The 23,295-nt window shown below is 69.9% G+C and carries 18 protein-coding genes; 10 read left to right on the top strand and 8 right to left on the bottom strand.

Annotated features, from left to right (window positions below):
* The first annotated feature begins 50 nt into the window (after positions 1-50).
* The 8 genes from ITJ57_RS18040 (at position 51) to ITJ57_RS18075 (ending at position 9,356) form a co-directional block, all read left to right on the top strand.
* The gene (locus tag ITJ57_RS18040) at positions 51-650 is read left to right on the top strand and encodes a TetR/AcrR family transcriptional regulator (RefSeq protein ID WP_194671362.1); all 600 of its coding nucleotides are present in this window, start codon (positions 51-53) and stop codon (positions 648-650) included.
* Between the two features lie 69 nt (positions 651-719).
* Positions 720-1,478, top strand: a complete 759-nt coding sequence (locus ITJ57_RS18045; RefSeq protein WP_194671363.1) for a DeoR/GlpR family DNA-binding transcription regulator — start codon at positions 720-722, stop codon at positions 1,476-1,478.
* A gap of 246 nt (positions 1,479-1,724) precedes the next feature.
* Positions 1,725-3,764, top strand: a complete 2,040-nt coding sequence (locus tag ITJ57_RS18050; RefSeq protein WP_194671364.1) for a bifunctional aldolase/short-chain dehydrogenase — start codon at positions 1,725-1,727, stop codon at positions 3,762-3,764.
* The gene (locus tag ITJ57_RS18055; protein ID WP_194671365.1) at positions 3,761-5,248 is read left to right on the top strand and encodes a rhamnulokinase family protein; all 1,488 of its coding nucleotides are present in this window, start codon (positions 3,761-3,763) and stop codon (positions 5,246-5,248) included. Before ITJ57_RS18050 ends, ITJ57_RS18055 begins: the two co-directional genes overlap by 4 nt.
* Positions 5,249-5,257: 9 nt before the next feature.
* Complete coding sequence (locus ITJ57_RS18060) at positions 5,258-6,190, top strand: 2-hydroxyacid dehydrogenase (RefSeq protein WP_194671366.1); 933 nt, start codon at positions 5,258-5,260, stop codon at positions 6,188-6,190.
* A 112-nt stretch (positions 6,191-6,302) separates the two neighbouring features.
* Entirely contained in the window at positions 6,303-7,121 is an 819-nt protein-coding gene (locus tag ITJ57_RS18065; RefSeq protein WP_194671367.1) for a FadR/GntR family transcriptional regulator, read from the top strand.
* Complete coding sequence (locus tag ITJ57_RS18070) at positions 7,114-8,454, top strand: alpha-hydroxy acid oxidase (RefSeq protein WP_194671368.1); 1,341 nt, start codon at positions 7,114-7,116, stop codon at positions 8,452-8,454. Before ITJ57_RS18065 ends, ITJ57_RS18070 begins: the two co-directional genes overlap by 8 nt.
* Positions 8,455-8,687: 233 nt before the next feature.
* Positions 8,688-9,356 carry an NAD(P)-binding oxidoreductase gene (locus tag ITJ57_RS18075; RefSeq protein ID WP_194671369.1) on the top strand — a complete coding sequence of 223 codons (669 nt, stop codon included), beginning with the start codon at positions 8,688-8,690 and terminating at the stop codon, positions 9,354-9,356.
* Positions 9,357-9,365: 9 nt separating this feature from the next.
* Here the strand turns inward: ITJ57_RS18075 and ITJ57_RS18080 are convergent, their stop codons facing one another.
* From ITJ57_RS18080 to ddaH, 3 genes are all read right to left on the bottom strand, one after another.
* Positions 9,366-10,124 (bottom strand): polyprenol monophosphomannose synthase, encoded by a 759-nt coding sequence (locus tag ITJ57_RS18080; protein WP_194671370.1) that lies wholly within the window; start codon positions 10,122-10,124, stop codon positions 9,366-9,368.
* Positions 10,125-10,237: 113 nt separating this feature from the next.
* Complete coding sequence (locus tag ITJ57_RS18085) at positions 10,238-10,471, bottom strand: hypothetical protein (protein WP_056782217.1); 234 nt, start codon at positions 10,469-10,471, stop codon at positions 10,238-10,240.
* A 152-nt stretch (positions 10,472-10,623) separates the two neighbouring features.
* A complete protein-coding gene (gene ddaH, locus ITJ57_RS18090; RefSeq protein ID WP_370582490.1) occupies positions 10,624-11,505 on the bottom strand; it encodes a dimethylargininase in 882 nt (293 codons plus the stop codon).
* 163 nt (positions 11,506-11,668) lie between these two features.
* On the opposite strand from ddaH, the gene ITJ57_RS18095 reads away from it, so the two are divergent.
* Together ITJ57_RS18095 and ITJ57_RS18100 are read left to right on the top strand one after the other, a co-directional pair.
* Positions 11,669-12,106: an Lrp/AsnC family transcriptional regulator gene (locus tag ITJ57_RS18095; protein WP_056010729.1), complete on the top strand. Its 438-nt coding sequence runs from the start codon at positions 11,669-11,671 to the stop codon at positions 12,104-12,106.
* Positions 12,106-12,462, top strand: a complete 357-nt coding sequence (locus ITJ57_RS18100) for a GntR family transcriptional regulator (RefSeq protein WP_194671371.1) — start codon at positions 12,106-12,108, stop codon at positions 12,460-12,462. Before ITJ57_RS18095 ends, ITJ57_RS18100 begins: the two co-directional genes overlap by 1 nt.
* 247 nt (positions 12,463-12,709) lie before the next feature.
* Here ITJ57_RS18100 and ITJ57_RS18105 read toward each other — a convergent pair whose 3' ends face one another.
* From ITJ57_RS18105 to ITJ57_RS18125, 5 genes are all read right to left on the bottom strand, one after another.
* Positions 12,710-16,465 carry a bifunctional proline dehydrogenase/L-glutamate gamma-semialdehyde dehydrogenase gene (locus tag ITJ57_RS18105; RefSeq protein WP_194671372.1) on the bottom strand — a complete coding sequence of 1,252 codons (3,756 nt, stop codon included), beginning with the start codon at positions 16,463-16,465 and terminating at the stop codon, positions 12,710-12,712.
* A gap of 132 nt (positions 16,466-16,597) precedes the next feature.
* Positions 16,598-17,596: a DNA-3-methyladenine glycosylase gene (locus ITJ57_RS18110; RefSeq protein WP_228507338.1), complete on the bottom strand. Its 999-nt coding sequence runs from the start codon at positions 17,594-17,596 to the stop codon at positions 16,598-16,600.
* A gap of 121 nt (positions 17,597-17,717) precedes the next feature.
* Positions 17,718-19,682, bottom strand: a complete 1,965-nt coding sequence (locus ITJ57_RS18115; RefSeq protein WP_194671373.1) for an Ig-like domain-containing protein — start codon at positions 19,680-19,682, stop codon at positions 17,718-17,720.
* A 206-nt stretch (positions 19,683-19,888) separates the two neighbouring features.
* A complete protein-coding gene (locus ITJ57_RS18120) occupies positions 19,889-20,308 on the bottom strand; it encodes a hypothetical protein (RefSeq protein ID WP_194671374.1) in 420 nt (139 codons plus the stop codon).
* 104 nt (positions 20,309-20,412) lie between these two features.
* On the bottom strand, positions 20,413-23,130 hold the full coding sequence (locus ITJ57_RS18125) for a hypothetical protein (RefSeq protein ID WP_194671375.1): 2,718 nt from the start codon (positions 23,128-23,130) through the stop codon (positions 20,413-20,415).
* Between the last annotated feature and the right edge of the window lie 165 nt (positions 23,131-23,295).

Here is a 23,295-nt window from a genome sequence, read left to right on the forward strand (position 1 = left end):
TGGACACCAGCATAGGGAACGATCGTTCTCAATGCAAGTACACTGAGGGGATGACGACCGAACAGCCGACGACCGCGGCCCGCCCGACCGCCGCCGCCGCGCCCGCGCTCGTCCGCGACACCATCGTCGACGCGGCCGACCGCCTCTACTACGCCAAGGGCATCCAGGCAGTGGGAATGGACGAGTTGCGCGCCGCGGCCGGCGTCTCCCTCAAGCGTCTGTACGCCGAGTTCCCGAGCAAGGAGGACATCGTCCTCGCCGTGATGGACCACCGGCACCGCCTGTGGACCACGGGCGTGAGCGCCCTCGTCGACGATGCCGACACCCCGCGCGACCGCATCCTCGCCGTCTACGACTACCTGGCCGGCTGGTTCAGCGAGGACTCGTTCCGCGGCTGCGGCTTCATCAACACCTTCGGCGAACTCGGCGGTGTCTCGCCGGCCATCGCGACGATCACCCGCGAGCACAAGGCCTCCTTCCAGGCCTACGTGGCCGACCTCGTCGCCGAAGCCGGCGCGCCCCCATCACTCGCGCCCCAACTCGCGATCCTCGCTGAGGGAGCCCAGACCACGGCGGCGATCACCGGCTCACCCGAGGCGGCCCTCCACGCCCGTCGTGCGGCCGAGACGTTGATCGACGCCTCCACCTGACGCACGCTGTGACATCCTGTTGAGACGGACAGGAACGGACACGTCCGACACCGGCGGACAGGGGACGGCATGGCAACGACGGGCACGCTCGGCGCCGAGGAACGACGATCCCGACTGACGGCGATCCTGGAGCGCGACGGCAGCATCCGGCTCGACGATGCGGCCGCCGAGCTCGACGTCTCATCGATGACCGTCCGACGCGACCTCGCCGACCTCGAACAGGCCGGTATCGTCCGCCGCGTCCGAGGCGGTGCCATCCCGACCCTGCGACCACGCACCTTCACCGAGCGTTCCGCGACGGGCGTCCGGGAGAAGGGCGTCATCGTCGAGAAACTGCGAGCCCTGCTCCCGACCGACGGCGCAATCGCGATCGACGCATCGAGCACCGCCGGCGGCATCAGCCGATTGCTCGGCGATTCAAGCCTCACGGTCGCGACGAACTCCTACCCGAACTTCCTCCTGGCCACTGCGAACCGCGACATCTCCGCGATCCTCGTCGGCGGACAAGCCGAGTCGCGAACCGACAGCTTCATCGGACCGATCGCCTGCCAGGCGGCGTCCTCCCTCCTGTATCGGCGCTTCTTCCTCTCGGCCGCGGCAGTCGATCCCGTGATCGGCAGCTCGGAGGTCACCCTCGAGGAGGCCCAGGTGAAGCAGGCGTTCGCTCGCTCCTCGGACGAGACGATCCTCGTCGCCGCCTCCGCCAAGCTCGACCAGCGGGCGATGGCGACCGGCTTCGCACTGGCCGACGTCGACCTGCTCGTCACGGAACTCGACCCGGCGGACGCGCGCCTCGACGCCTACCGCGACGCCGTCGACCTGGCGTAGCCCCTCGAAAGCCGCGGGGAGCGGGTCCGCGGCGCGGGACCGCAGGCGGGTCGCGTGCCCTCGGCCCCTCACTCAGAAGGCAGGCGGCGTGCCGCACGCAACACGCCGCCGGCGAGCGCAGACACGCCGGAGCGCTCCTGAGTGAGGGACACCGCACTCGATCGACGCTTGTGACTGTTGTCACTTCGTGTAACACTTAACACGAATGAACATTGGGCACGGACGTGCCCCGACGAAGGAGTGCGAATGTCCGTGAACCCAGCAGCTGCAGAGCTCATCGCCCGCAGCAACCGCCTCGGCAGCGACCCGAAGAACACGAACTACGCGGGCGGCAACACCTCCGCCAAGGGCACCGAGATCGACCCCGTCACGGGCGAGCCGGTCGAACTGCTCTGGGTGAAGGGCTCCGGCGGCGACCTCGGCACACTGAAGCCCGAGGGCCTCGCCGTCCTCCGCCTCGACCGCATGCGCGCCCTCCAGGACGTCTACCCCGGCCTCCACCGCGAGGACGAGATGGTCGCGGCGTTCGACTACACGCTCCACGGCAAGGGCGGCGCGGCCCCCTCGATCGACACCGCCATGCACGGCCTCGTCGATGCGGCCCACGTCGACCACCTCCACCCCGATTCGGGCATCGCCATCGCGACTGCCGCCGACGGCCCAGAGCTCACCGCGACGATCTTCGGCGACAGGGTCGTCTGGGTCCCGTGGCGTCGCCCCGGCTTCCAGCTCGGTCTCGACATCGCGGCCATCAAGGCCGAACACCCGGAGGCGATCGGCACGATCCTCGGCGGGCACGGCATCACCGCGTGGGGCGACACCTCCGACGAGGCCGAGGCCAACTCGCTCTGGATCATCGACACCGCGGCCGCCTACATCGAGGCGAACTCGCGTCCCGAGCCCTTCGGTCCGGCACTCGACGGCTACGCCGCCCTCCCCGAAGCCGAGCGCCGCGCGAAGGCCGCAGCCCTCGCCCCCACCATCCGCGGGCTGGCCTCCACCGACCGGCCCGTCGTCGGGCACTTCACCGACAGCCCCGAGGTCCTCGACTTCCTCGCTGCAGCGGAGCACCCCCGCCTCACCGCGCTCGGCACGAGCTGCCCCGACCACTTCCTCCGCACCAAGGTGAAGCCGCTCACCGTCGACCTGCCGACCACGGCGAGCGTCGAGGAGGTCGTCGAGCGACTCGGCGTCCTCCACGCGGCGTACCGCGAGGACTACCAGGCCTACTACGACCGCCACGCGACCGCCGACAGCCCCGCCATCCGTGGTGCCGATCCGCTCATCGTCCTCGTCCCCGGTGTCGGCATGTTCAGCTTCGGCAAGGACAAGCAGACCGCACGCGTCGCCGGTGAGTTCTACGTCAACGCCATCAACGTGATGCGCGGCGCCGAGGGCCTGTCCACGTACGCCCCCATCGACGAGGCCGAGAAGTTCGCGATCGAGTACTGGGCACTCGAGGAGGCGAAGCTGCAGCGGATGCCGAAGCCGAAGCCGCTCGCCACCCGCATCGCCCTCGTCACCGGAGCCGCGTCGGGCATCGGCAAGGCCATCGCGACCCGCCTCGTCGCCGAGGGCGCGGTCGTCGCCATCGCCGACCTCTCCCTCGAGAAGGCGCAGGCGGCCGCTGCGGAGCTCGGCACCACCGACGTCGCGATCGGGATCGCCGCCGACGTCTCGAACGAAGCAGCAGTCCAGGCCGCGATCGAGGAGACGGTCCTCGCCTTCGGCGGGCTCGACCTCGTCGTCAACAACGCCGGCCTCTCGCTCTCGAAGTCGCTGCTCGAGACCACCGAGGCCGATTGGGACCTCCAGCACAACGTCATGGCGAAGGGCTCGTTCCTCGTCTCGAAGGCGGCGGCGCGCGTGCTCATCGACCAGAAGCTCGGCGGCGACATCGTCTACATCTCGTCGAAGAACTCCGTCTTCGCCGGACCGAACAACATCGCGTACTCCGCGACGAAGGCCGACCAGGCGCACCAGGTCCGGCTGCTCGCCGCCGAGCTCGGTGAATACGGGGTGAAGGTGAACGGCATCAACCCCGACGGCGTCGTCCGCGGCTCCGGCATCTTCGCCTCCGGCTGGGGCGCGAACCGCGCGAAGACGTACGGCATCGACGAGCAGGACCTCGGCAAGTTCTACGCGCAGCGCACCATCCTCAAGCGCGAGGTCGTCCCGGAGAACGTGGCCAACGCGGTCTTCGCGATCTGCACGAGCGACTTCAGCCACACGACCGGCCTGCACATCCCCGTCGACGCGGGCGTCGCTGCGGCCTTCCTGCGATGAGCGCCACGGCGACGGGTGCGGCGAGCGCCGTCGGCTCGAGCGGCACGGTCGCGGCGGTCGACCTCGGAGCGACGAGCGGCCGGGTCATGCTCGGTCACGTCGGTCCGGGCGAGCTCCGCCTCGTGCCCGTCGCCCGGTTCCCCAACACGCCGGTCCGCACGCCGGACGGCCTCCACTGGAACATCCTCGAGCTCTACCGCTCGGTGGTCGCCGGGCTGTCCGGGGCGGCGAGGCAGGAACCGCACCTGGCGAGCATCGGCATCGACTCGTGGGCGGTGGACTACGGCCTCCTGCGGCAGGGGCGGTTGCTCGGCGCACCGTTCCACTACCGCGACGAGCGGACGGCGGCCGGGGTCGAGGCGGTGCACGCGCGCGTCCCGTTCGCCGAGCTCTACCGGGGCAACGGGCTCCAGTTCCTCCCGTTCAACACCGTCTACCAGCTGGCGACGGAGCATGACGCCGGCATGCTCGACGTCGCCGACACGGCCCTGCTCGTCCCGGACCTCATCGCGCACTGGTTGACCGGAGCGCGCGTCGCCGAGGCGACCAACGCGTCGACGACGGGACTCGTCCGCGCCGGTGGATCGACCGGTTGGGACACGGAGCTGCTCACCCGACTCGGCATCCCTGCCGCGATCCTGCCGCCCATCGTCCAGCCGGGCGATCGCATCGGGATCCTGCTTCCCGGCGTCGCCGCCGAGGTCGGCCTGTCGTCCTCGACGCCCGTCACGGCGATCGGCTCGCACGACACGGCGTCGGCGGTCGTCGCCGTGCCGATGACGAGCCAGGACGCCGCGTACATCTCGTGCGGTACCTGGGGGCTCGTCGGCGTGGAGCTCGAGCGCCCGGTACTCACGGAGGCGAGCCGGGCCGCGAACTTCACGAACGAGGGCGGGGTCGACGGCCGCACCCGCTTCCTGCACAACGTGATGGGGCTCTGGCTCCTGAGCGAGTCGGTGCGCACCTGGGAGCGGGGCGGCGAGACCATCGACCTCCCCGGGCTCATCGCCCAGGCAGCCGCCGTCGACACTGCGGTCTCCGTGTTCGATGCGAACGACCCGCGCTTCCTCGCGCCCGGCGACATGCCGGCCCGCATCGCGGAGGCCCTCATCGAGCGCGGCTCGCCGGTGCCGCGGTCGCGCGCCGAGTTCGTCCGGTGCATCGTCGAGAGTCTGGCGCAGGCGTTCGCCGATGCGGTCCACACGGCATCCGAGCTGTCTGGCGTCCTGGTGCGCACGATCCACGTCGTCGGCGGCGGCTCGCAGAACGCCCTGCTGTGCCAGCTGACGGCCGACCGAGCCGGCATCCCGGTCGTCGCCGGCCCGGTCGAGGCCACCGCCCTCGGGAACGTGCTCGTGCAGGCGCGTGCCGTCGGGATCATCGACGGTGACCTCGAGACCCTGCGTGCCCTCGTCGCGCGGAGCTTCGAACCGACCCGCTACGAGCCGCGCAAGTCTTCGGGCCACGGCGCGGTCACCCGGTAGCGTCGCAGCATGACTGCTTCTCCACTCATCGTCAGCCTGCCCTCCGACCTCCGCGAGGAGGTGCTGTCGCAGGGTCCGGCCCCCGAGGGGGTCGAGTTCGTCGAGTGGGATCTGCGGACCGAGCCGCCGGTGGAACACATCGACCTCGTGGTGCCCGTGTACCTGGGTTCGAACAAGCCGCTCGCGAACGTGGCCGCCGTGACGCCACAGCTCGTGCAGGTGCAGTCGATCGGCTACGACGGCCTGGAGGACCTCCTCCCCGAGGGCGTCGTGCTGGCGAACGCGGCGACCGTGCATGAGGCGTCGACGGCGGAGCTCACGGTGGCCCTCATCCTCGCCTCGCAGCGGGGCCTGCCCGACTTCGTGCGCGCCGAGCGCACGGGCGAGTGGTTGCAGAGCCAGCGTCCGAGCCTCGCGGACCGTCGGGTCCTCCTGATCGGGTACGGCGGTGTCGGCGCTGCCATCGAGGCGAGGCTCCTGCCGTTCGAGGTCGAGGTGACCCGCGTCGCATCCACGGCTCGCGAGGACGAGCGCGGCACCATCCACGGCATCGACGAGCTGCCGGCGCTCCTGCCCGAGGCCGAGATCGTCATCGTCGTCGTCCCGCTCACCGATGGCACCCGCGGCCTGGTGGACGACGCGTTCCTCTCGGCGCTCCCCGACGACGCCCTCGTGGTGAACGTCGCCAGAGGACCGGTGGCCGGCACCGAGGCACTGGTCCGCCACGCGAGCAGCGGCCGGATCCGCCTCGCCCTCGACGTCACCGATCCCGAGCCGCTGCCGGTGGACCACCCGCTGTGGTCGCTGCCGAACGTGCTCGTCTCGCCCCACATCGGCGGTGCGACGAGCGCGATGCTCCCCCGCATGGCGCGCCTGCTCCGTCGGCAGATCGAACACCTCCAGGCAGGCGAAGTACCCGAGAACATCGTCCTCCGCACCTGACCCGGTCCAGCGGCGGGATCCGGATCGGGAAAGTTGCCGTGAGGGCTCGCCTTGAATCGGTTCAAGAGGTAGGTTTGTGGTCTGACCACACCGAGGTGACGAAGGAGGACCGATGAGCGCAGCAGCACCCGCACCGACGACGGAGGCCGCATCGGGGCCGGCTGCTCCGGCGGCACCGGCGTCCACGCCCCCGCGTCCCGAGCCCCGCGCGTGGGAGGTCGTCCTCGCCCGCATCGAGTCGGACCTCCTCAGCGGCGTCCTGAAGCCCGGCGACCGCCTGCCCGGCGAGCGCCAGCTCGCGATCGACCTCGGTGTCGGCCGGTCGAGCGTCCGAGAGGCGATCCGCGTCCTCGAGGTCCTCGGCCTCATCCGCACGCACACCGGTTCCGGCCCGACCGCCGGGGCGATCATCGTCGCCACGCCCTCCGGCGGCATGGCGACGCTCATGCGGTTGCAGGTGGCCGCGCAGGGGTTCGCCGTGCAGGACGTCGTGGACACCCGACTCGTCATCGAGACGGCCGTCGTCCACAGTCTCGCCACGCGCGCGAGCGAGCGCGGCGCCGACCTCAAGCACCCCGAGTCGCTCCTCGACGCGATGGACCAGCCGATGCTGACCGAGGCCGAGTTCCTCGCCCTCGACGCCCAGTTCCATTTGTCACTGGCCGAGGCCGAGGGCAACCAGGTCCTCGTCGCCACGATGTCCGGTCTCCGCGACTCGATCGAACGCTACGTCCTCGCCGGCGTGCCGCAGCTGTCGTCCTGGTCCGCGACCGCCGACCGGCTCCGGGCCGAGCACCGCGGGATCGTCGAGGCGATCCGATCCGCCGATCCCGACCTCGCACGCCAGTCCGTGCGCTCCCACATCACCGGCTACTACGACGCCCTGAACCCCGCACCCTCCCGTGAGAAGGAAGAACAGACCCATGGTTGAACGCCGCATCCCCAAGCCCCACGACCTGCTGCCCCTCATGCAGTTCAAGAAACCCGAGTTCAACGCGCGTCGCCGCCGCCTCGCTGCGGCGACGACCATCAGCGACCTCCGCACGATCGCGAAGAAGGTCACGCCGACGGCGCCGTTCGACTACACCGACGGCGCGGCCGAGGGCGAGATCTCGCTGGCCCGCGCCCGTCAGGCCTTCCAGGACATCGAGTTCCACCCGGCCGTCCTCAAGAACGTGGCGAACGTCGACACCGGCTGGGACGTCCTCGGTGAGCGCGTCGCGTTCCCGTTCGGCATCGCCCCGACGGGCTTCACCCGCATGATGCAGACGGAGGGCGAGCGTGCCGGTGCTTCGGCGGCTGCGGCAGCCGGCATCCCGTTCACCCTCTCCACCATGGGCACGACGTCGATCGAGGACGTCAAGGCGGCGGCTCCCGGCGGACGCAACTGGTTCCAGCTCTACATGTGGAGCGAGCGGGAGCGGTCGATGGCCCTCGTCGACCGCGCAGCCGCGGCCGGGTACGACACCCTCGTGGTGACGGTCGACACCCCGGTGGGTGGCGCGCGCCTGCGCGACGTCCGCAACGGCATGACGATCCCGCCGTCGCTGACCCCGAAGACCATCGTCGACGCCCTGCCCCGGCCGGCCTGGTGGATCAACTTCCTCACGACGGAGCCGCTGGCGTTCGCGAGCCTCGACCGCTGGTCCGGCACGGTGGCCGCCCTCATCGACACGATGTTCGACCCGACCGTCGGGCCCGATGAGGTCAAGTACATCCGCGAGCAGTGGAAGGGCAAGCTGATCGTCAAGGGCGTCCAGTCGGTCGCCGACGCGAAGCTCGCCGTCGACCTCGGTGCCGACGCCGTGCAGCTGTCGAACCACGGCGGTCGTCAGCTCGACCGCGCACCGATCCCGTTCCACCTGCTGCCGAGCGTCGTCCGCGAGGTGGGGAAGGACGCCGAGGTGCACCTCGACACGGGCATCATGAACGGTGCCGACATCGTCGCCTCCGTCGCCCTCGGCGCCCGCTTCACCTTCATCGGCCGTGCGTACCTGTACGGACTCATGGCGGGTGGACGCGAGGGTGTGGACCGCGCGATCCAGATCCTCTCGGGCGAGATCGTGCGCACGATGAAGCTCCTGGGCGTCGCCTCCCTCGAGGAGCTGCAGCCGCACCACGTGACCCAGCTCTCGCGGTTCACCACGCTGCAGCCGCTGCCGGAGCAGTCGACGCTGAGCACGCCTCGGCCGGCCGCACCCAAGGCGGCCCCGGCGCCGCGCAAGGCACCGGCCCGCAAGCCGGCGTCCGCAGCGAAGGCCTAGCACGAGCGACACGAGGAAGCCCCGGACCACGTCGGTCCGGGGCTTCCTCGTTCCGGCGGAGAACGGGCGTCCGCCACGGTGGCATGCGCATCATCGAGGTGGCGCCCTCCTGCGGCGCTGGTCACGACGCGGGTTGTCCCCGATGCTGCATGGCGTGCGCTGGTCCACGATGGGAGCATCCCTCGGTCCGAGCCGCCCGCGTCCAGCCGGGCCCGACTCCCGGAAGGAGCGCTGTGGCCCACCTCCTCGTCATCGGCGGCAGCGGACGCACCGGTCGACTCGTCATCACGGAGGCACTGCGCACCGGCCACTCGGTGACCGCCCTCGTCCGCGACCCAACGCGGGTCGTCCCGGGCGATCGACTGACGATCACCCAGGGATCACCGTTGCGGATCGACGACGTCGAGGCGGCCATGCGCGGCACCCAGGCGGTCGTGGTCGCGCTCACCAATCTCGGCACCTCCGACTGGCCGTGGGCTCGCCAGGTGAGCCCGCCGGACCTCATCACGAGCGCCGTCGACACGGTCACCTCCGCCATGCGCTCGCACGGCCTCCGGCGCATCGTGCTGCTCTCCGCCCTCGGCACCGCGGAATCACGGCGGAACGTGCCATCCCCGTTGCGATGGACGACCCGGTTCCTGCGACTCGGCACCGTCTATGCCGACCACGAGCGCGCCGACGCCTCACTGCGGAGCTCGACCCTCGACTGGACGATCGTGCGCCCGACGGTGCTGTCCGCGAGTGATCGGCGCCGTCCGGTCGTGACCTCGCCCGCCGGCCGTTGGCCGAGCTCCGTGCGGATCAGCCGCTCCGATGTCGCGGGTTACCTCGTCGATGCGGTCGACGACGAGACGCTCATCCGCTCGGCGCCCGTGATCTCCTCGGGCCCGACCCGCGCCTGACGCGCCGGCTCAGGAACCGGCTGTGGCGCGCGTTGCTTCGGGGTGTCGCCCGATGACGCGATCGGTGGCCTCGCAGATCCCCCACCAGGTCACTCGCAGCATCGCTTCGACCACGATGCCCCCCGTCATCTTCGAAGCACCCAGCGTGCGCTCGGTGAAGGTGATGGGCACTTCGACGATCCGGAGCCCGGCACGGTTCGCGTGCCACAGCATGTCGACCTGGAACCCGTAGCCGTGGGAGTGGACCTCGTCCAGTTGGAGCTTGCGCAGCGCATCCGCGCTGAACACGCGGTAACCGCCGGTCACGTCACGTGCGGGAAGTCTGAGCGCGAAGCGGGCGTAGCCGCTGCCCACCCGCGAGATGGCCTCGCGGTGCTTGGGCCAGTTGACGACCGATCCGCCCGGGACCCAGCGCGATCCGAGGACGACGTCGGCGTCTTCGGCGGCCGCGAGGAGCGACGGCAGCTGCTCCGGGGCATGCGAACCGTCGGCGTCCATCTCGACCACGCTGCCGAACCCGCGCCCGAGCGCCCAGGCGAAGCCTGCCTTGTAGGCGGCCCCGAGGCCTTCCTTGCCCGTCCGGTGGAGCACGTGCACCGCGGCGTCGGCGGCGGCGAGGCGATCGGCGATGTCGCCGGTGCCGTCGGGTGAGTTGTCGTCGACGACGAGGATCTGGACGTCGGGGGTGGCGACGCGGACGCGCGCGACGATCCGTTCCAGGTTCTCGCGTTCGTTGTAGGTGGGGATGATGACCACCGTGGAATCCATGTGCCGTCCTCGTGTCTGCTCAGTCAGCGTAGCGCGCTGGACAGGACGGTATCGGCGGTACGGAGTGGGCGCCGGAACGCTCAGCCAACCATCGGCGAACGTGCGGCTGAGCGTCAGTTCCGGCTGGCGAAATGCGCCGGCACGAAGAGCGCGAGCGCGATCATGAGGATGCCGCCGAGGAACCACACCGTCTGGAAGGCCTCGTTGCGGAACGCCTCACCGAACGACCACATGCCGCCCGCGAAGAGCGCGAGGGCGATGACGACCCAGAATCCGGTCGCGTCCCCCAGGGTGCTCGTCCGTCCCGACTTGTCTCGTTCGTGGTCACGTCGTTCTGCGGCGTCCATGGGTGCCCTCCGTCGGCGGTCGATCGTTCACAGCAGGTATACGCGGTGCCGCGCGTGACCCGCAACCCCTCGACAGCCGGGCCCAGTCCCTGCCTCCGTCAGGGCCGGAGCCGAGGTCGCCCCCGGCCCGGTCCCTGAGCCTGTGGAAGGGCCTAGCCGCGGAGCTCGAGGGTGCAGCACTTCACGCCGCCGCCACCGAGCAGGAGTTCGGACAGGTCCACACCGATCGGGTTGTAGCCGCGCTCCCGCAGTTGGCGCTCGAACCCGACGGCGCGAGCGGCGATGACCACCTCGCGACCGTTCGAGATGGAGTTGAGGCCGAGGACGGCCGCGTCCTCCGTGCTGACGTGGATCGCGTCGGGGTACCGCTCCTCGAGGATGCGGTTGCTCGCCTCGTCGAAGGCGGTCGGCAGGTAGGCGATGTTCGCGGGCGAACCGTCGGCGGGGGTCACCGGGTCGAGCACGGCGATCGCGGTGTCGAGGTGGTAGAAACTCGGGTTCACGAGGTTCAGCGTGACGACCTCACGGTCGAAGATGCGTCGCACCTCGTCGTGGCTGCGCGGGTCGGTGCGGAATCCGGTCCCCGCGAGGATCGTGTCGCCGACGAGCATGATGTCGCCCTCGCCCTCGTTCACGAACTCGGGTCGCTCGACGCGGAACCCGTTGGCCTCGAACCAGTCCATGTAGGCGGGGCCCTCGGGGATGCGCTCGTCGTAGGTGAACTTCGCGCCGTAGGCGACACCGTCGAGGGTGAACCCACCGTTCGCCGCGAACACCATGTCGGGCAGGCCGTCGATGGGGTCGATGAGGTCGATCGTGTGCCCGAGGTCGAGGTACGCCTGGTGCAGCTGCTCCCACTGCGAGACGGCGAGCGAGGTGTCGGTGGGGTCGTCCGGGTTCATCCACGGGTTGATGCGGTAGCTGACCGTGAAACGGTCGGGGCGGCACATGAGGTACCGGCGGCGGGCCGCGATCCGATCCGTGGTCGCGGGTCCCTGCGGGGCGGGGGTGGGGTGGTTGAGCGTCGACGACACGTCGGCCTCCAGATGTGAGCGAGGAACGGCGGACGATGTCCAGGGGCCCGGAGGCACGCCACGTTCATCATGGCACGCTGATCACAGCGTTTTCGCGGACTTTGGCGCAGGATTGCTGCGAAATGGCAGATTCTCACGCAATGATTGCGCTTACACTGAATCCATGGACAACCTGGACCGCGGCATCATCGACCTGCTCCGGCAGAACTCACGCGCCGGCTACGGCGACATCGGCGCGGTCGTCGGACTGTCGGCCTCCGCGGTGAAGCGACGCGTCGACCGCCTGGTGGCCGACGGTGTGATCCAGTCGTTCACGATCCAGGTCGACCCCACGGTGGACGGCATGCAGACAGAAGCCTACGTCGAACTCTTCTGCCGCGGCACGGTCTCGCCCAACGAACTCCTGCGGATCCTGTCGGGCGTGCCGGAGGTCGTCGACGCCGGCACCGTGACCGGCAGCGCCGACGCGATCGTCCACATGCGCGCCCGGAACATCCCGGCCCTCGAGGACGCCCTGGAGCGGGTCCGGATCGCCCCGAACGTCGACCACACCCGCAGCGCGATCGTCCTCACCCGCCTCATCCACCGGCACGTCGACTGATGCGGTTCCGGATCGAACCGACGTCCGGGGTCGCCGTGTTCGAGCAGCTGCGGACGCAGGTGATCGACGGAGTGCGCGACGGCTCGACGCCGACCGGGGCGAAGCTCCCGACGGTGCGCGGGCTGGCCGACGAGCTGGGCATCGCCCCCAACACGGTCGCGAAGGCCTACCGGCTCCTGGAGGCCGACGGGATCATCGAGACCCGCGGCCGCGCTGGGACGTTCGTGTCGGCGCACGGCGACGCGATCGAGCAGCAGGCGCAGCGCGCGGCGGCCGCGTACGCGGACCGGATCCGAGCGCTCGGCGTGCCGGCCGACGAAGCGTTGGAACTCGTCGCCGCGGCCCTCCGGAGCTGAGGCCCCGGTCATCGAGCCACACCCCGGTCGTTGAGCCACCCACCGGTCATTGAGCTTGTCGAAATGCCCTTCGACAAGCTCAGGGACCGAATCCGCGCTCAGGGACCGGATCCCCGGTCGGTGAGTCTCCCACCGGTCATTGAGCCTGTCGAAATGCGCCCTTCGACAAGCTCAGGGACCAGATCCAAGCTCAGGGACCGGAGGTTCGCTCTGGGACCAGATCCGCGCTCAGGGACCGAGGAGCCGCTCAGATGACGCCGTGGGACCAGGGGTCGGGCGTGCCGAACCGGTGCGCGGTGATCGAGATCGCCTGCTCGTGCAGGAACGGCAGCAACTCCACCCGTCCCGCCTGGGTGACCGGGCCCGCCCAGATCGCGATGTCCGGGTCGCCGCCGAGTGCCTCCGCGAGTCGCTTCGCCAACGGTTCGGGCTCCGAGACCTCCGAACCGGGTTCGGCTTCGGCCACGGTCTCCGGGCGCGGCCCGACGATCCGCACCCGCGTCGCGAACGGGGCCTCCTGGCCGAGTTCACCGGTGTCGATCGAGCCACGGGCGGCCATGCGGGTGAGCCACTGGTCGTCGGTCTCCAGCGAGACCGGGATGTTCAGCTCGGACAACCAGTCGCGGACCTCACGCGGCAAGCGCCCGCCGAGACTCACCGTGAACCGCGACCGTGACCGCACCGCGGCGATGAGCACCCGGAGCGCGTCACCCAGGTCAGCACCCGCCGCCACCCGGACGGAGACGGCGACCGGCCGGTACCGGAGGAGGTTCCGCTCCACGCCGAGCTGCGACACGTCCGTGACCTCGCCGAACTCGTTCCCCCACGCCACGGCGTCGCTCAGCGCCGAGCGCCGCAGGACGTCGAAGGCTTCGTAGGTGAGGGACGGCTGCGCGGCCTCGATGAGCTTGACGATGCGGGTGTCGAGGCCGCGGAGATGCAGGCTCTGGCTCGCGGAACCGGGATCGGGCTGCCAGTCGCCGAGCCCGAACAGGGCGTTCGGTCCGCCGGGCTTCGCGCCGGTGCCGACGGAGGAACGTTTCCAGCCGCCGAACGGCTGCCGCTGGACGATCGCGCCCGTGATCCCGCGGTTGACGTAGAGGTTGCCCGCCTCGACCGTGTCGAGCCACTCGTCGAGGTCCGCGGGATCGAAGGTGTGCAGTCCGGCCGTCAGTCCGTACGGCGTCGCGTTCTGCATGGTGACCGCCTCAGCGAGGGTCGCCGCACGCATGACGCCGAGGACCGGACCGAAGTACTCGGTCAGGTGGAAGGGCGAACCGGGCTGGACCCCCGTGCGCACCCCCGGCGACCACAGACGCTCGCTCGGTGCACCGAAGTTCACCGAGGAGTCGTCCAAGAGTTTCGGTTCCACGAGCCATTTCTCGCCGAGCCGCAGCTCCGTGAGCCCAGAGAGCAGCTTCTCCCCCGCCGGCTCGACGATCGGCCCCATCTGCGTGCGCGCGTCGGACGGCCATCCGACGCGGAGCGAACGGACGGCGTCCTCCAGTTGCCGGAGGAAGCGCTCGGAACGACCGACGGACCCGACGAGGATCACGAGGGACGCGGCGGAGCACTTCTGACCCGCGTGCCCGAACGCGCTCTTCACGATGTCGGCGACCGCGAGGTCGAGGTCGGCGCTCGGCGTGACGATGACGGCGTTCTTGCCGCTCGTCTCGGCCAGGAGCGGGAGGTCGGCCCGCCAGCTGCGGAACAGCCGGGCGGTCTCGTACGCACCGGTGAGGATGACGCGGTCGACGGCCGGGTGCGAGACGAGTCGGCGACCCAGCTCCCCCTCTTCCACGTCGGCGAGGACGAGTAGGTCGCGCGGGACGCCGGCGTCCCAGAGCGCCTCGACGACCACCGCTGCGCATCGTTTGGCCTGCGGGGCCGGCTTGATGATGACCCCGCTGCCGGACGCGAGCGCCGCGAGGACACCGCCGGCCGGGATGGCGACGGGGAAGTTCCAGGGCGGCGTCACGACGGTGAGGCGGGAGGGGACGAAGCGTGCGCCGCGTACCCGTTCGAGGTCCGGCGCCGTGCTCGCGTAGTAGTGGGCGAAGTCGACCGCCTCGCTCACCTCCGGGTCGGCCTCGGCGATCGTCTTGCCCGTCTCGCTGGCCATGACCTCGATGAGGTCGGCTCGACGGGAGGCGAGCACACGGCCGGCAGCGTGCAGGACGGCCGCTCGCTCGGCGGCCGGACGGGCACCCCATCGTGTTCCGGCGGCCTGCACCATCGTGATCGTGCGCTCGAGGACGCGTTCGTCGGTGAGGGCGGCCGCGGCGACGGCGGAGTTCCCCAGGGTCGACGACGGCACCCGGGAGAGGATTGCCGCGCCCCAGGCACGGTTCGCCGCGAGGGACGGGTCGGTGTCGGCCGTGTTCTCGAAGCCGGGTGCGCCGTCCACGATGCCGCCGCGCTCCGAGCGGGAGAAGACCGCGGTCTCGACGTAGCTCGACGACTCGGTACGGAACCGGTCCTCGCGGTCCGATCCGCGATCCAGACCGAGCACCTGCTGCGTCAGGCCGGCGTCCGAGTCCTGGGCAGGGTCTCGGAACCGTTCGTCGGCCTCGCTGTCGTCGCGGACGGGCTCGACGGCCTCCTGGGAACGGTCCTGCGTCCGGTTGGGGGTCGGCACGAGTCCGGGGGTCTCCTGCAGCACTTCGACCGAGGCAAGGAAGCGCCGCCGCTCCCGCGCGAACAGGGTCGGCTTCTCGGCGAGGTCGAACACCGCCGACATGAAGTTCTCCTCGCTCGCGTTCTCCTCCAGCCGCCGGACGAGGTACGAGATCGCGACGTCGAACTCCTTCGGGTTCACGACGGGCGTGTAGAGGAGCACCGTGCCCACGTCGCGTTTGATGGCCTCGACCTGGCCGGTGGCCATGCCGAGGAGCATCTCGAAGTCGACCCGGTCGCGCACGCCGCGGTCGCCCGCCAACAGCCAGGCGTAGGCGATGTCGAACAGGTTGTGCCCGGCGACGCCGACCCTCACGACGTCGGTGCGCGCGGGGGTGAGGGCCCAGTCGAGGACGCGCTTGTAGTTGGTGTCGGTCTCCCGCTTGGAGGCGGTCGTCGCGAGGGGCCACCCGTGGATCGCCGCATCGACGCGTTCCATCGCGAGGTTCGCGCCCTTCACCAGGCGGACCTTGATGGCCGCTCCGCCCGCGGCCACGCGCTGCTTCGACCAGGCGGTGAGCTGCATCATGGCTTCGAGAGCGTCCGGCAGGTACGCCTGGATGACGATGCCTGCCTCGAACCGCAGCAACTGCGGGTGGTCGAGGATGCGGGTGAAGACCGCGATGGTCAGGTCGAGGTCGCGGTACTCCTCCATGTCGAGGTTGATGAAGGTGCCGGTCGTCAGGCCCTCTTCGTACAACGGGACCAGGCGGCGGACGATGCGGTCGACGACCTGCTCGAACGACCACATGGAGAGTTGGCTCGCGATGGACGACACCTTGATCGACACGTAGTCGACGTCGGGCCGCTGCAGGAGCTCGCGGGTGCCGGCGAGTCGCTTGGCGGCCTCGCCCTCGCCGAGGACGGCTTCACCCAGGAGGTTCAGGTTGAGTCGAGAGCCGTCGGCCCGCAGCTTCGCGATGGCCGCACCGAGCTCACGAGGACGACTGTCGACGATGAGGTGGCCGACCATGCCGCGCAGCACCCGACGGGAAGCCGGGACGACGACCCATGGCAGGACCGGCCCGACGAGGCCGCCGGTACGGATGGCGGCCTGCTCGTACCAGGGGAGGAAGCTCGGCGTCCGGGAGGCGAGAGCTGCGAGGGCGTTGCCTGCAACGAAACCGTCCTCCGGTCGCATGACCCCGTCGACGAAGCCGACGGTGAACTCCAGCCCATTGGGATCGCGCAGCACGCCGGCGAGCCGAGCCGCCGCCGGATCCACGGGCTCCTTCGCCCCCTCGTCCACCCACTTCGCGGCGAGGGCGACCGCACGATCCGCGAGGCCGACCGTCTCGGTGGGATCCTCGTACGCTTCGTTCGCCATGCCGCTCAGCCTATTCGCGGATCCGGCGTTCCCTTCCGAGGCTCGCGAGGGGTCGTGCGCGTGTGGCACGCCCGCTCCCGGTCCCGCGCCCAGGTCGGTCCCCGCGGCTGTCGAGGAGGCGACCCGTGTCGTTCAGTGTCGGCGGTGGTCCTGGACCGTGATCTTCGGCCCTCGGCGCGGCTTGTGGATGCCGCTCCGGCCGATGAGTCGGAGCACCCGTTGCCGTTGGCCGTTCCACGGTGCGAGGAGTTCGAGCATGCCATCGTCATCGACGGGCGCACCGGCGAGCGCTTGACCGACGGACGCCGCCAGGTGGTAGTCGCCGACGCTGACGGCGTCGGGGTCGCCGTGCGCACGGAGGGTGACCTCCGCGGCCGTCCACACCCCGATGCCGGGGAGGCTGCGCAGCCGCCGGGAGGCGTCGTCCGGATGCTCGTCGACCGTCCGCTCGATCGCGCTCGCGAGTCGGGACGATCGCACCACCGTCTCGGATCGCTGCGGCCCGACCCCTGCCTCGTGCCACTCCCAGCTCGGGATCATGCGCCAGGTGTCCGCCGCCGGGGCGACGATCATGCCCTCGGGCGCCGGGCCGGGTGCTGGTTCGCCGTGGCGCCGCACGAGCTGTCGCCACGCCCGCCAGGCTTCCATCGCCGTGACCTTCTGCTCCATGATCGACGGCACGAGCATCTCGAACACGAGCCGGTTGCGGCTGAGGCGCATGCCCGGGTTGCGTCGGAGTACTTCCGTCAGCAGCGGGCTGCGGCTGACGTCGAGCCCGCTCCAGTCGTCGTCGCGACCGAGGAGCTCCGGCACGCCGTCGATCATCCACTCGGCACCGGGTCCCCAGGCCGTCGCCTCGACCTCGCCGTCGCGCACCGTCGACACGTACAGGGTCGCCCCACCCTGGGGTGTGCGCGCCGTCAACCAGACACCGCCGGGGGTCTTCCGGTAGCAGGGGCCGTCGCCACCGCGGGAGATCAGGCGCAGCGTCGCGTGGACGTCGAGTGGCCCGGTCGGCCGGTACACCGTCCGCACGCTCGTCGACGTCGTCGCCCCCTCGCTCGGCACGCCGGCCAGCGGCGGCGCCGAGGGTCGAGGGGCCTGCTGGATGGATGGTGCGACTGCTGACATGCCGCTCACCCTACGTGGTGACCACCGACATCCGAGCGCACCGCACGACGACGCCCGGGTGGCGGACGCGGACCGGATGGAACCGGTGCCGCGTCGCCACCCGGGCGTGAGTGGTCGATGGCTAGTGGCTACTGCCGTGGAGGATGAAGTCGTACGCGAACTGATCGACGACCGTCCCGTTCACCGCCTGCTTGACGTGCCCGCCCGCGTACCGCCCGGGCTTGTAGTCGGTCGGCCACAAGATGCTCCACGTCCCGTCGGGACGGACGACGTCGGAACCGAGGTCGGTGCCCCAAGCGCCCACGATCGAGACGGTCGAGCCGGGCGTCGCCGTGCCGGTGAACTCCGGCCGGGTGCCCGAGACGGTCTCGCCGATCTTCGGCGAGGTCACCACGAGCGGCTTGGCGATCGTGAAGTCGTACGTGACGCTCCCCGCCTGGACGCCCTCGACGTACTGCTTGACCGTGCCGCCGACATAGCGGGCGGGCAGGAGTGACTGATCCCAGATGATCGACCAGACGCCGGAGCTGTCGACGTGCTCGACCGAGCCGGCGACGCGTCCCCATTGGGTGCGGATCTCGACGCGCGCACCGGGCTGGGCGGTACCGGTGAACACGGGGACGGGACCGAGCAGTGCACCGCCGACCTTCGGCGAGGTCACGACGAGCGGCGCGGCCCCTGCCTCAGGGCGCATGACGAAGTCGTAGGGCACGCGGGACTGCTCGACGCCCGAGATCTCCTGCACGACGCGACCGCCACGGTAGGTGCCGGGGGTGATCGACTTGTTCCACTCGACGCTCCAGGTGCCCTCCTTCGTGACGCGGCCGCTGCCGAGCTCGGAGTTCCAGGAGCCGATGACCCGCACCGTGGCGCCGGGCTCGCCTCGCCCGGTGAAGACCGGGACCGGCGTGGTGATGACGGCGCCGATGGCGGGCGATTCGAGGGTCACGTCGACCACCGGGCCCGGCTCCGGCGCGGGTTCGCGGTAGGAGAAGCGCACCGGTGCCGTGGTGCGCTGCTCCTCGAACAGCTGGGTCGCCGTGGCGGTGTACGCGCGTTCCTCCAGCGTGCGAAGCGACTGCTGCTCCCAGGTGCCCGAGCTGCCGACGGCCGTGTCCACGAGAGTGACACCGTCGCGGTCGTCCACGACGGTGACGGACGCGCCGGGCTCTCCGCGACCGGAGAAGACCGGGCGGTTGACCTCGACCGTGCTGTCCAGCGCCGGTGACTCCACCGTGATCGCGCGGACCGCGGCGTAGGTGAGCGACCAGGGCACCGTCGTGTCGTCGGCCATTTGCCGGACGGTGCCGGCGTGCGCACCGGCGGCCAGTGCCGCCGACACCGGAGCGGTCCACGACCCCTGCGGGTTCACGACGCCGGAGGCGATGACCCCGCCACCCTCCTCGACGACTTCGATGGCCGAACCGGGATGGCCCGTGCCGGTGAACGTGGGCTGGGGGATTCGGACGGTGGAGCCGGCAGCCGGTGCCGTGAGCACGAGCGGCTCGATGTCCGGCTCGGGCGCCGAGCCGTCCGGCAGGATGACCGCTCCTTCCGAGGGGAGGCCGATGCCGCCGACGGCCAGCATGCCGGCGAACTGACGAAGGAACCCGCCCTGTCCGCCGCTCGACACGAGGCCGGAGCCGGTCAGCTCAGCCGTCTCGATGTCCTGCCACGCCCACTCCTGGGCGAGCGAACCGTTGCAGCTCGCCGGGTAGACGTATTTGTACCGCTGGAGGGGATTGGGCTCGAGGCAGCGCTCCCACCCGTTCACGAGACCCCGGATCGGGCCGACGCCGTCGAGGTCGGGGAAGGTCCATTCGGTGGCTGCGGCGAGTGCTTCGCCGACCGAGGTGTGGACCGAGGCGGGCGTCGGGTTCGAGGTGTTCCCGGACGAACCCACGGCGAAGTACGCGCCGACACCGCCGGCACGCATCTGCCCGACGAACCGACCGGAGATCGACGCGGTGACACTGCTGTCGGGTGTGTCGACGTCGACCGTGGTCGCTGAGGCCGGGGCACCCACCAGGCCGGCGGCGAGGACACCGACGAGCCCGATGGCGGATAAGGAGGTGAGGCGTTTCATAGGCGGGAGTGGACCTTTCACGGATCTGTGCATCGGCAGGAGTGCCGTCGATGCACGCAAGAGCGTTCAGCTGAACTCCGCGAGCCTACAGATATACCAGTTGGCCAGGTGTGGGGTATCTCGAATCTGTGGAGAACTCATCACCCCAAGCACGCAGCAACCGCCGACCCTTTGCGTCTAGGATCGGCGGCTGCGGCGTCGTCCGGCTATTCTGCCGCGACGAGATTGTCCTGCCCGTTGTCGGTGACGGCCGGGGCGGCAGGCGTGACGACCTTGTTGCCGTTGGCACCCTCACTGAAGGTGACATTCGCCACGTCGGCCACGGTGACGAGCGAGATGGAGCTGTTGAACGTGAGGTTCGAGACGGCGCCGGTGACGGTGACCATGCTGTTGGAGCCCTCGACGACGACGTTCTCGCAGTCGCCCTCGAGCGTGACGTTGGAACTGTCCTCGACGATGGTCGCGGTGCCGTCGACGCAGGTGCCGTCGATCTCGGGGACCACGTAGTCGGAACCGGCTTCGGCGGATGCGGTGCTGTCGGCGGGAGCGCTCGATTCGGTGGCCGTGCAGCCGGCGAGGCCGAGCGCGATGAACGCGGCAGCGGCGAGGATGGGGAGCTTCTTCATGAGTGGTTGTCCTTTCGGGAGGTTCGGGACCCTGCCTGCCGGCCGGGGGTACCGGCCGACAGACAGGGGGTGCTGCAGGGGTGGTGCTGGGGTGGTACTACGGACTACTTCGTGAGGATGAAGTCGTAGGTGAACGAGCCGATGACCTTGCCGTTCACGGACTCCGTGACGGTGCCACCGGAGTAGCGGGCGGGCTTGTAGTCGCTCGGCCAGGTGATCGTCCACTCACCGTGCTCGTTCGCCGTCGTGTGGCCCAGGTCGGTGCCCCATGCGCCGCGGATCTGGATCTCAGCCTCCGGGATCGCGGTGCCGGTGAACACCGGGCGGGTGCCCGAGATCGTCTCGCCGATCTTCGGCGAGTTCACGACGAGCTGGGACGCGACGATGGTGAAGTCGTAGATGAACTTCCCGCGCTCCTCACCGTTCACGAACTGCTTCACCGTGCCGCCCGAGTAGCGGGCAGGCAACACGGTCTTGTTCCAGGTGATGCTCCACTGACCGTTCGAGGCGACGCTCTCGACACTGCCGAGGATTGCACCCGACGCTCCACGGATCTCGACCTTCGCACCGGGCTGTGCCGAACCGGTGAACACCGGAGTGGTCTCATGGGTCGTCTCGCCGACCTTCGGCGACGTCACCAGGAGCGGCGCGACGTTCGTGTTGCCGATCGTGAAGTCATAGACGAACTTGCCACGCTCCACACCGTTCACGAACTGCTTCACCGTGCCACCCGAGTAGCGACCAGGCACCACCGTCTTGTTCCAGGTGATACTCCACTGACCGCTGGAGGCGACGCTCTCGACACTGCCGAGGAGACTCCCCGAGGCGCCACGGATCTCCACCTTCGCGCCCGGCTGGGCCGTCCCGGTGAACACCGGGGTGGTCTCCTCGATCGTCGCACCGACCTTCGGCGCCGTCACCACCAGCGGCGCCACCTCTGCGGACTCGACCGTGAAGTCGTAGACGAACTTGCCACGCTCCACACCGTTCACGAACTGCTTCACCGTGCCACCCGAGTAGCGACCAGGCACCACCGTCTTGTTCCAGGTGATGCTCCACTGACCGTTGGAGGCGACGCTGTCGACGCTGCCGAGAAGGTCACCCCAGCCGCCACGGATTTCCACCCGTGCGCCCGGCTGGGCGGTCCCGGTGAACACCGGCGTGGTCTCCTCGATCGTGTCGCCGACCTTCGGCGAGGTCACGACCAGCGGCGCGACCTCAGTGGCCTTGACAGTGAAGTCGTAGGGCACGCTCGTGTAGGGCTTGGCACCGACGTACTGACGCACCGATCCACCCGAGTACCGACCAGGAGTGAGCGAGGTGTTCCAGGTGAGCGACCAGGTCCCGTTGGACAGCACCTCGGTCTCGCCGAGCAGCGCCTGGGCGGCGCTGTAGACCTGGATCGTCGCACCAGCCTGACCGGTTCCGGTGAACACCGGGGCGCCCGGCTTCAGCTCCGCACCGATCGCCGGCGACGTCAGGACGACCGGCTCATCGGGGATCGGCACACCCGCCGTGATCGTCGCCGACCACGTCTGGTTGAGGCCGCTGCCCCGCACGACGCCGTCGAACGTACCGATCGCCGCATCGGAAGCAGCCTGCAGGTGCAGGGTGAACGCACGGTTCGCATCGGTGACCGTGCCACTGAAGCCGTTCATGCTCGGCAACCAGGTGAACCCGGCAGGAGCGTTGCCCACCGGCGACAGGCCGTTCGGGACGACGATCTCGACCTGCCCGGACACGCTCTTGTTGAACTCGACGGGCGCATCCACCGTTTCGCCCTGACGCACCGTGACGGAGTCGATCGTCACGGCCGGAGCGACCGGGGCCGCCGTGATGGTCGCGAACCACCACTTGTCGAGGCCGCTGCCCCGCACGACACCATGGAAGGACCCGACCGGCGCATCAGCCGCCGCCTGCAAATGCATCGTGAACGCACGGTTCGCGTTCGAGACCGTGCCACTGAACCCGTTGATGCTCGGCAACCACGTGAAGCCGGCAGGAGCGCTGCCCACTGGCATCAGACCCGCTGGAACGGTGATCTCGACGGATCCGGAGACGGCCTCGTTGAACTTCACCGGGACATCCACCGTCTCGCCCTGCTGCACCGTCACCGTCTCGACGTCGACCGCCGGGTCACCCACAGCAGCCGTGATCGTCGCAGAGACCCGCTTGTTCAGGCCACCGCCGGACACGTACACGTAGTCCTTCCCGACCGGCGCATCCACTGCCGCCCGAAGATGCATCGTGAACGTGAGGTTCGAGCCTGAGACCGTGCCGATGAAGGCGTTCTCCTCCGGCGACCAGGTGAACCCGGCAGGAGCTGCTCCTGCCGGCGACAGACCGTCCGGAAGAAGGATCCGCATCTCTCCGGAGATCGCCTTGTTGAACGCGACCGGGACGTCGACCGTCTTCCCCTGCTCCACGGTGAAGGCGTCGATCGTCACCGAGGGGTCGCCGGGCTCCGGATCGACCGGTCCGGCCGTGATGTTCGCGGTGAAGTCGGCGATCTTCGTGCGGTTCGCACCGTAGGCGATCTGCCCGCCGAGGGCGGTACCGATCGGAGCGTTCTGGTCAGCCGTCAGCGTGAACGTCACCGAGGTCGTGCCGCTCGGGAGCGTGCCGCTCATGCCCCGACTGTTCAGCGTGAACGCAGAGTTGGCGACCGCGGTGATCTTCGTGCCCGCCGGGTGATCGATGTCGATGCGCTGCCCACCCGCAGCATCGTTGAACGTCGCCGTGACCTCGACTGACTGGCCGCGGTTGAGGCTTGGCGTCCCGATGGACGCCGACGGAGGGAGCACAGGAGAGAATTCACTCATGACGAGGTGCTCTTGATAATTCGGCCCATCGGGCGACGCCCCCCAATGGAAGCGTTCTGCTCTGAGATCCAGCAGCTTACCCTGAGGATTGCGGATGATGCCATCGGCATCCACAGTCAAACCGTCTGTCCCGATGTCATCACAGCCGACCAGCCGGACGCTTGC

This window comes from Plantibacter sp. VKM Ac-2880, assembly GCF_015351235.1.
Classification (GTDB): domain Bacteria; phylum Actinomycetota; class Actinomycetes; order Actinomycetales; family Microbacteriaceae; genus Plantibacter.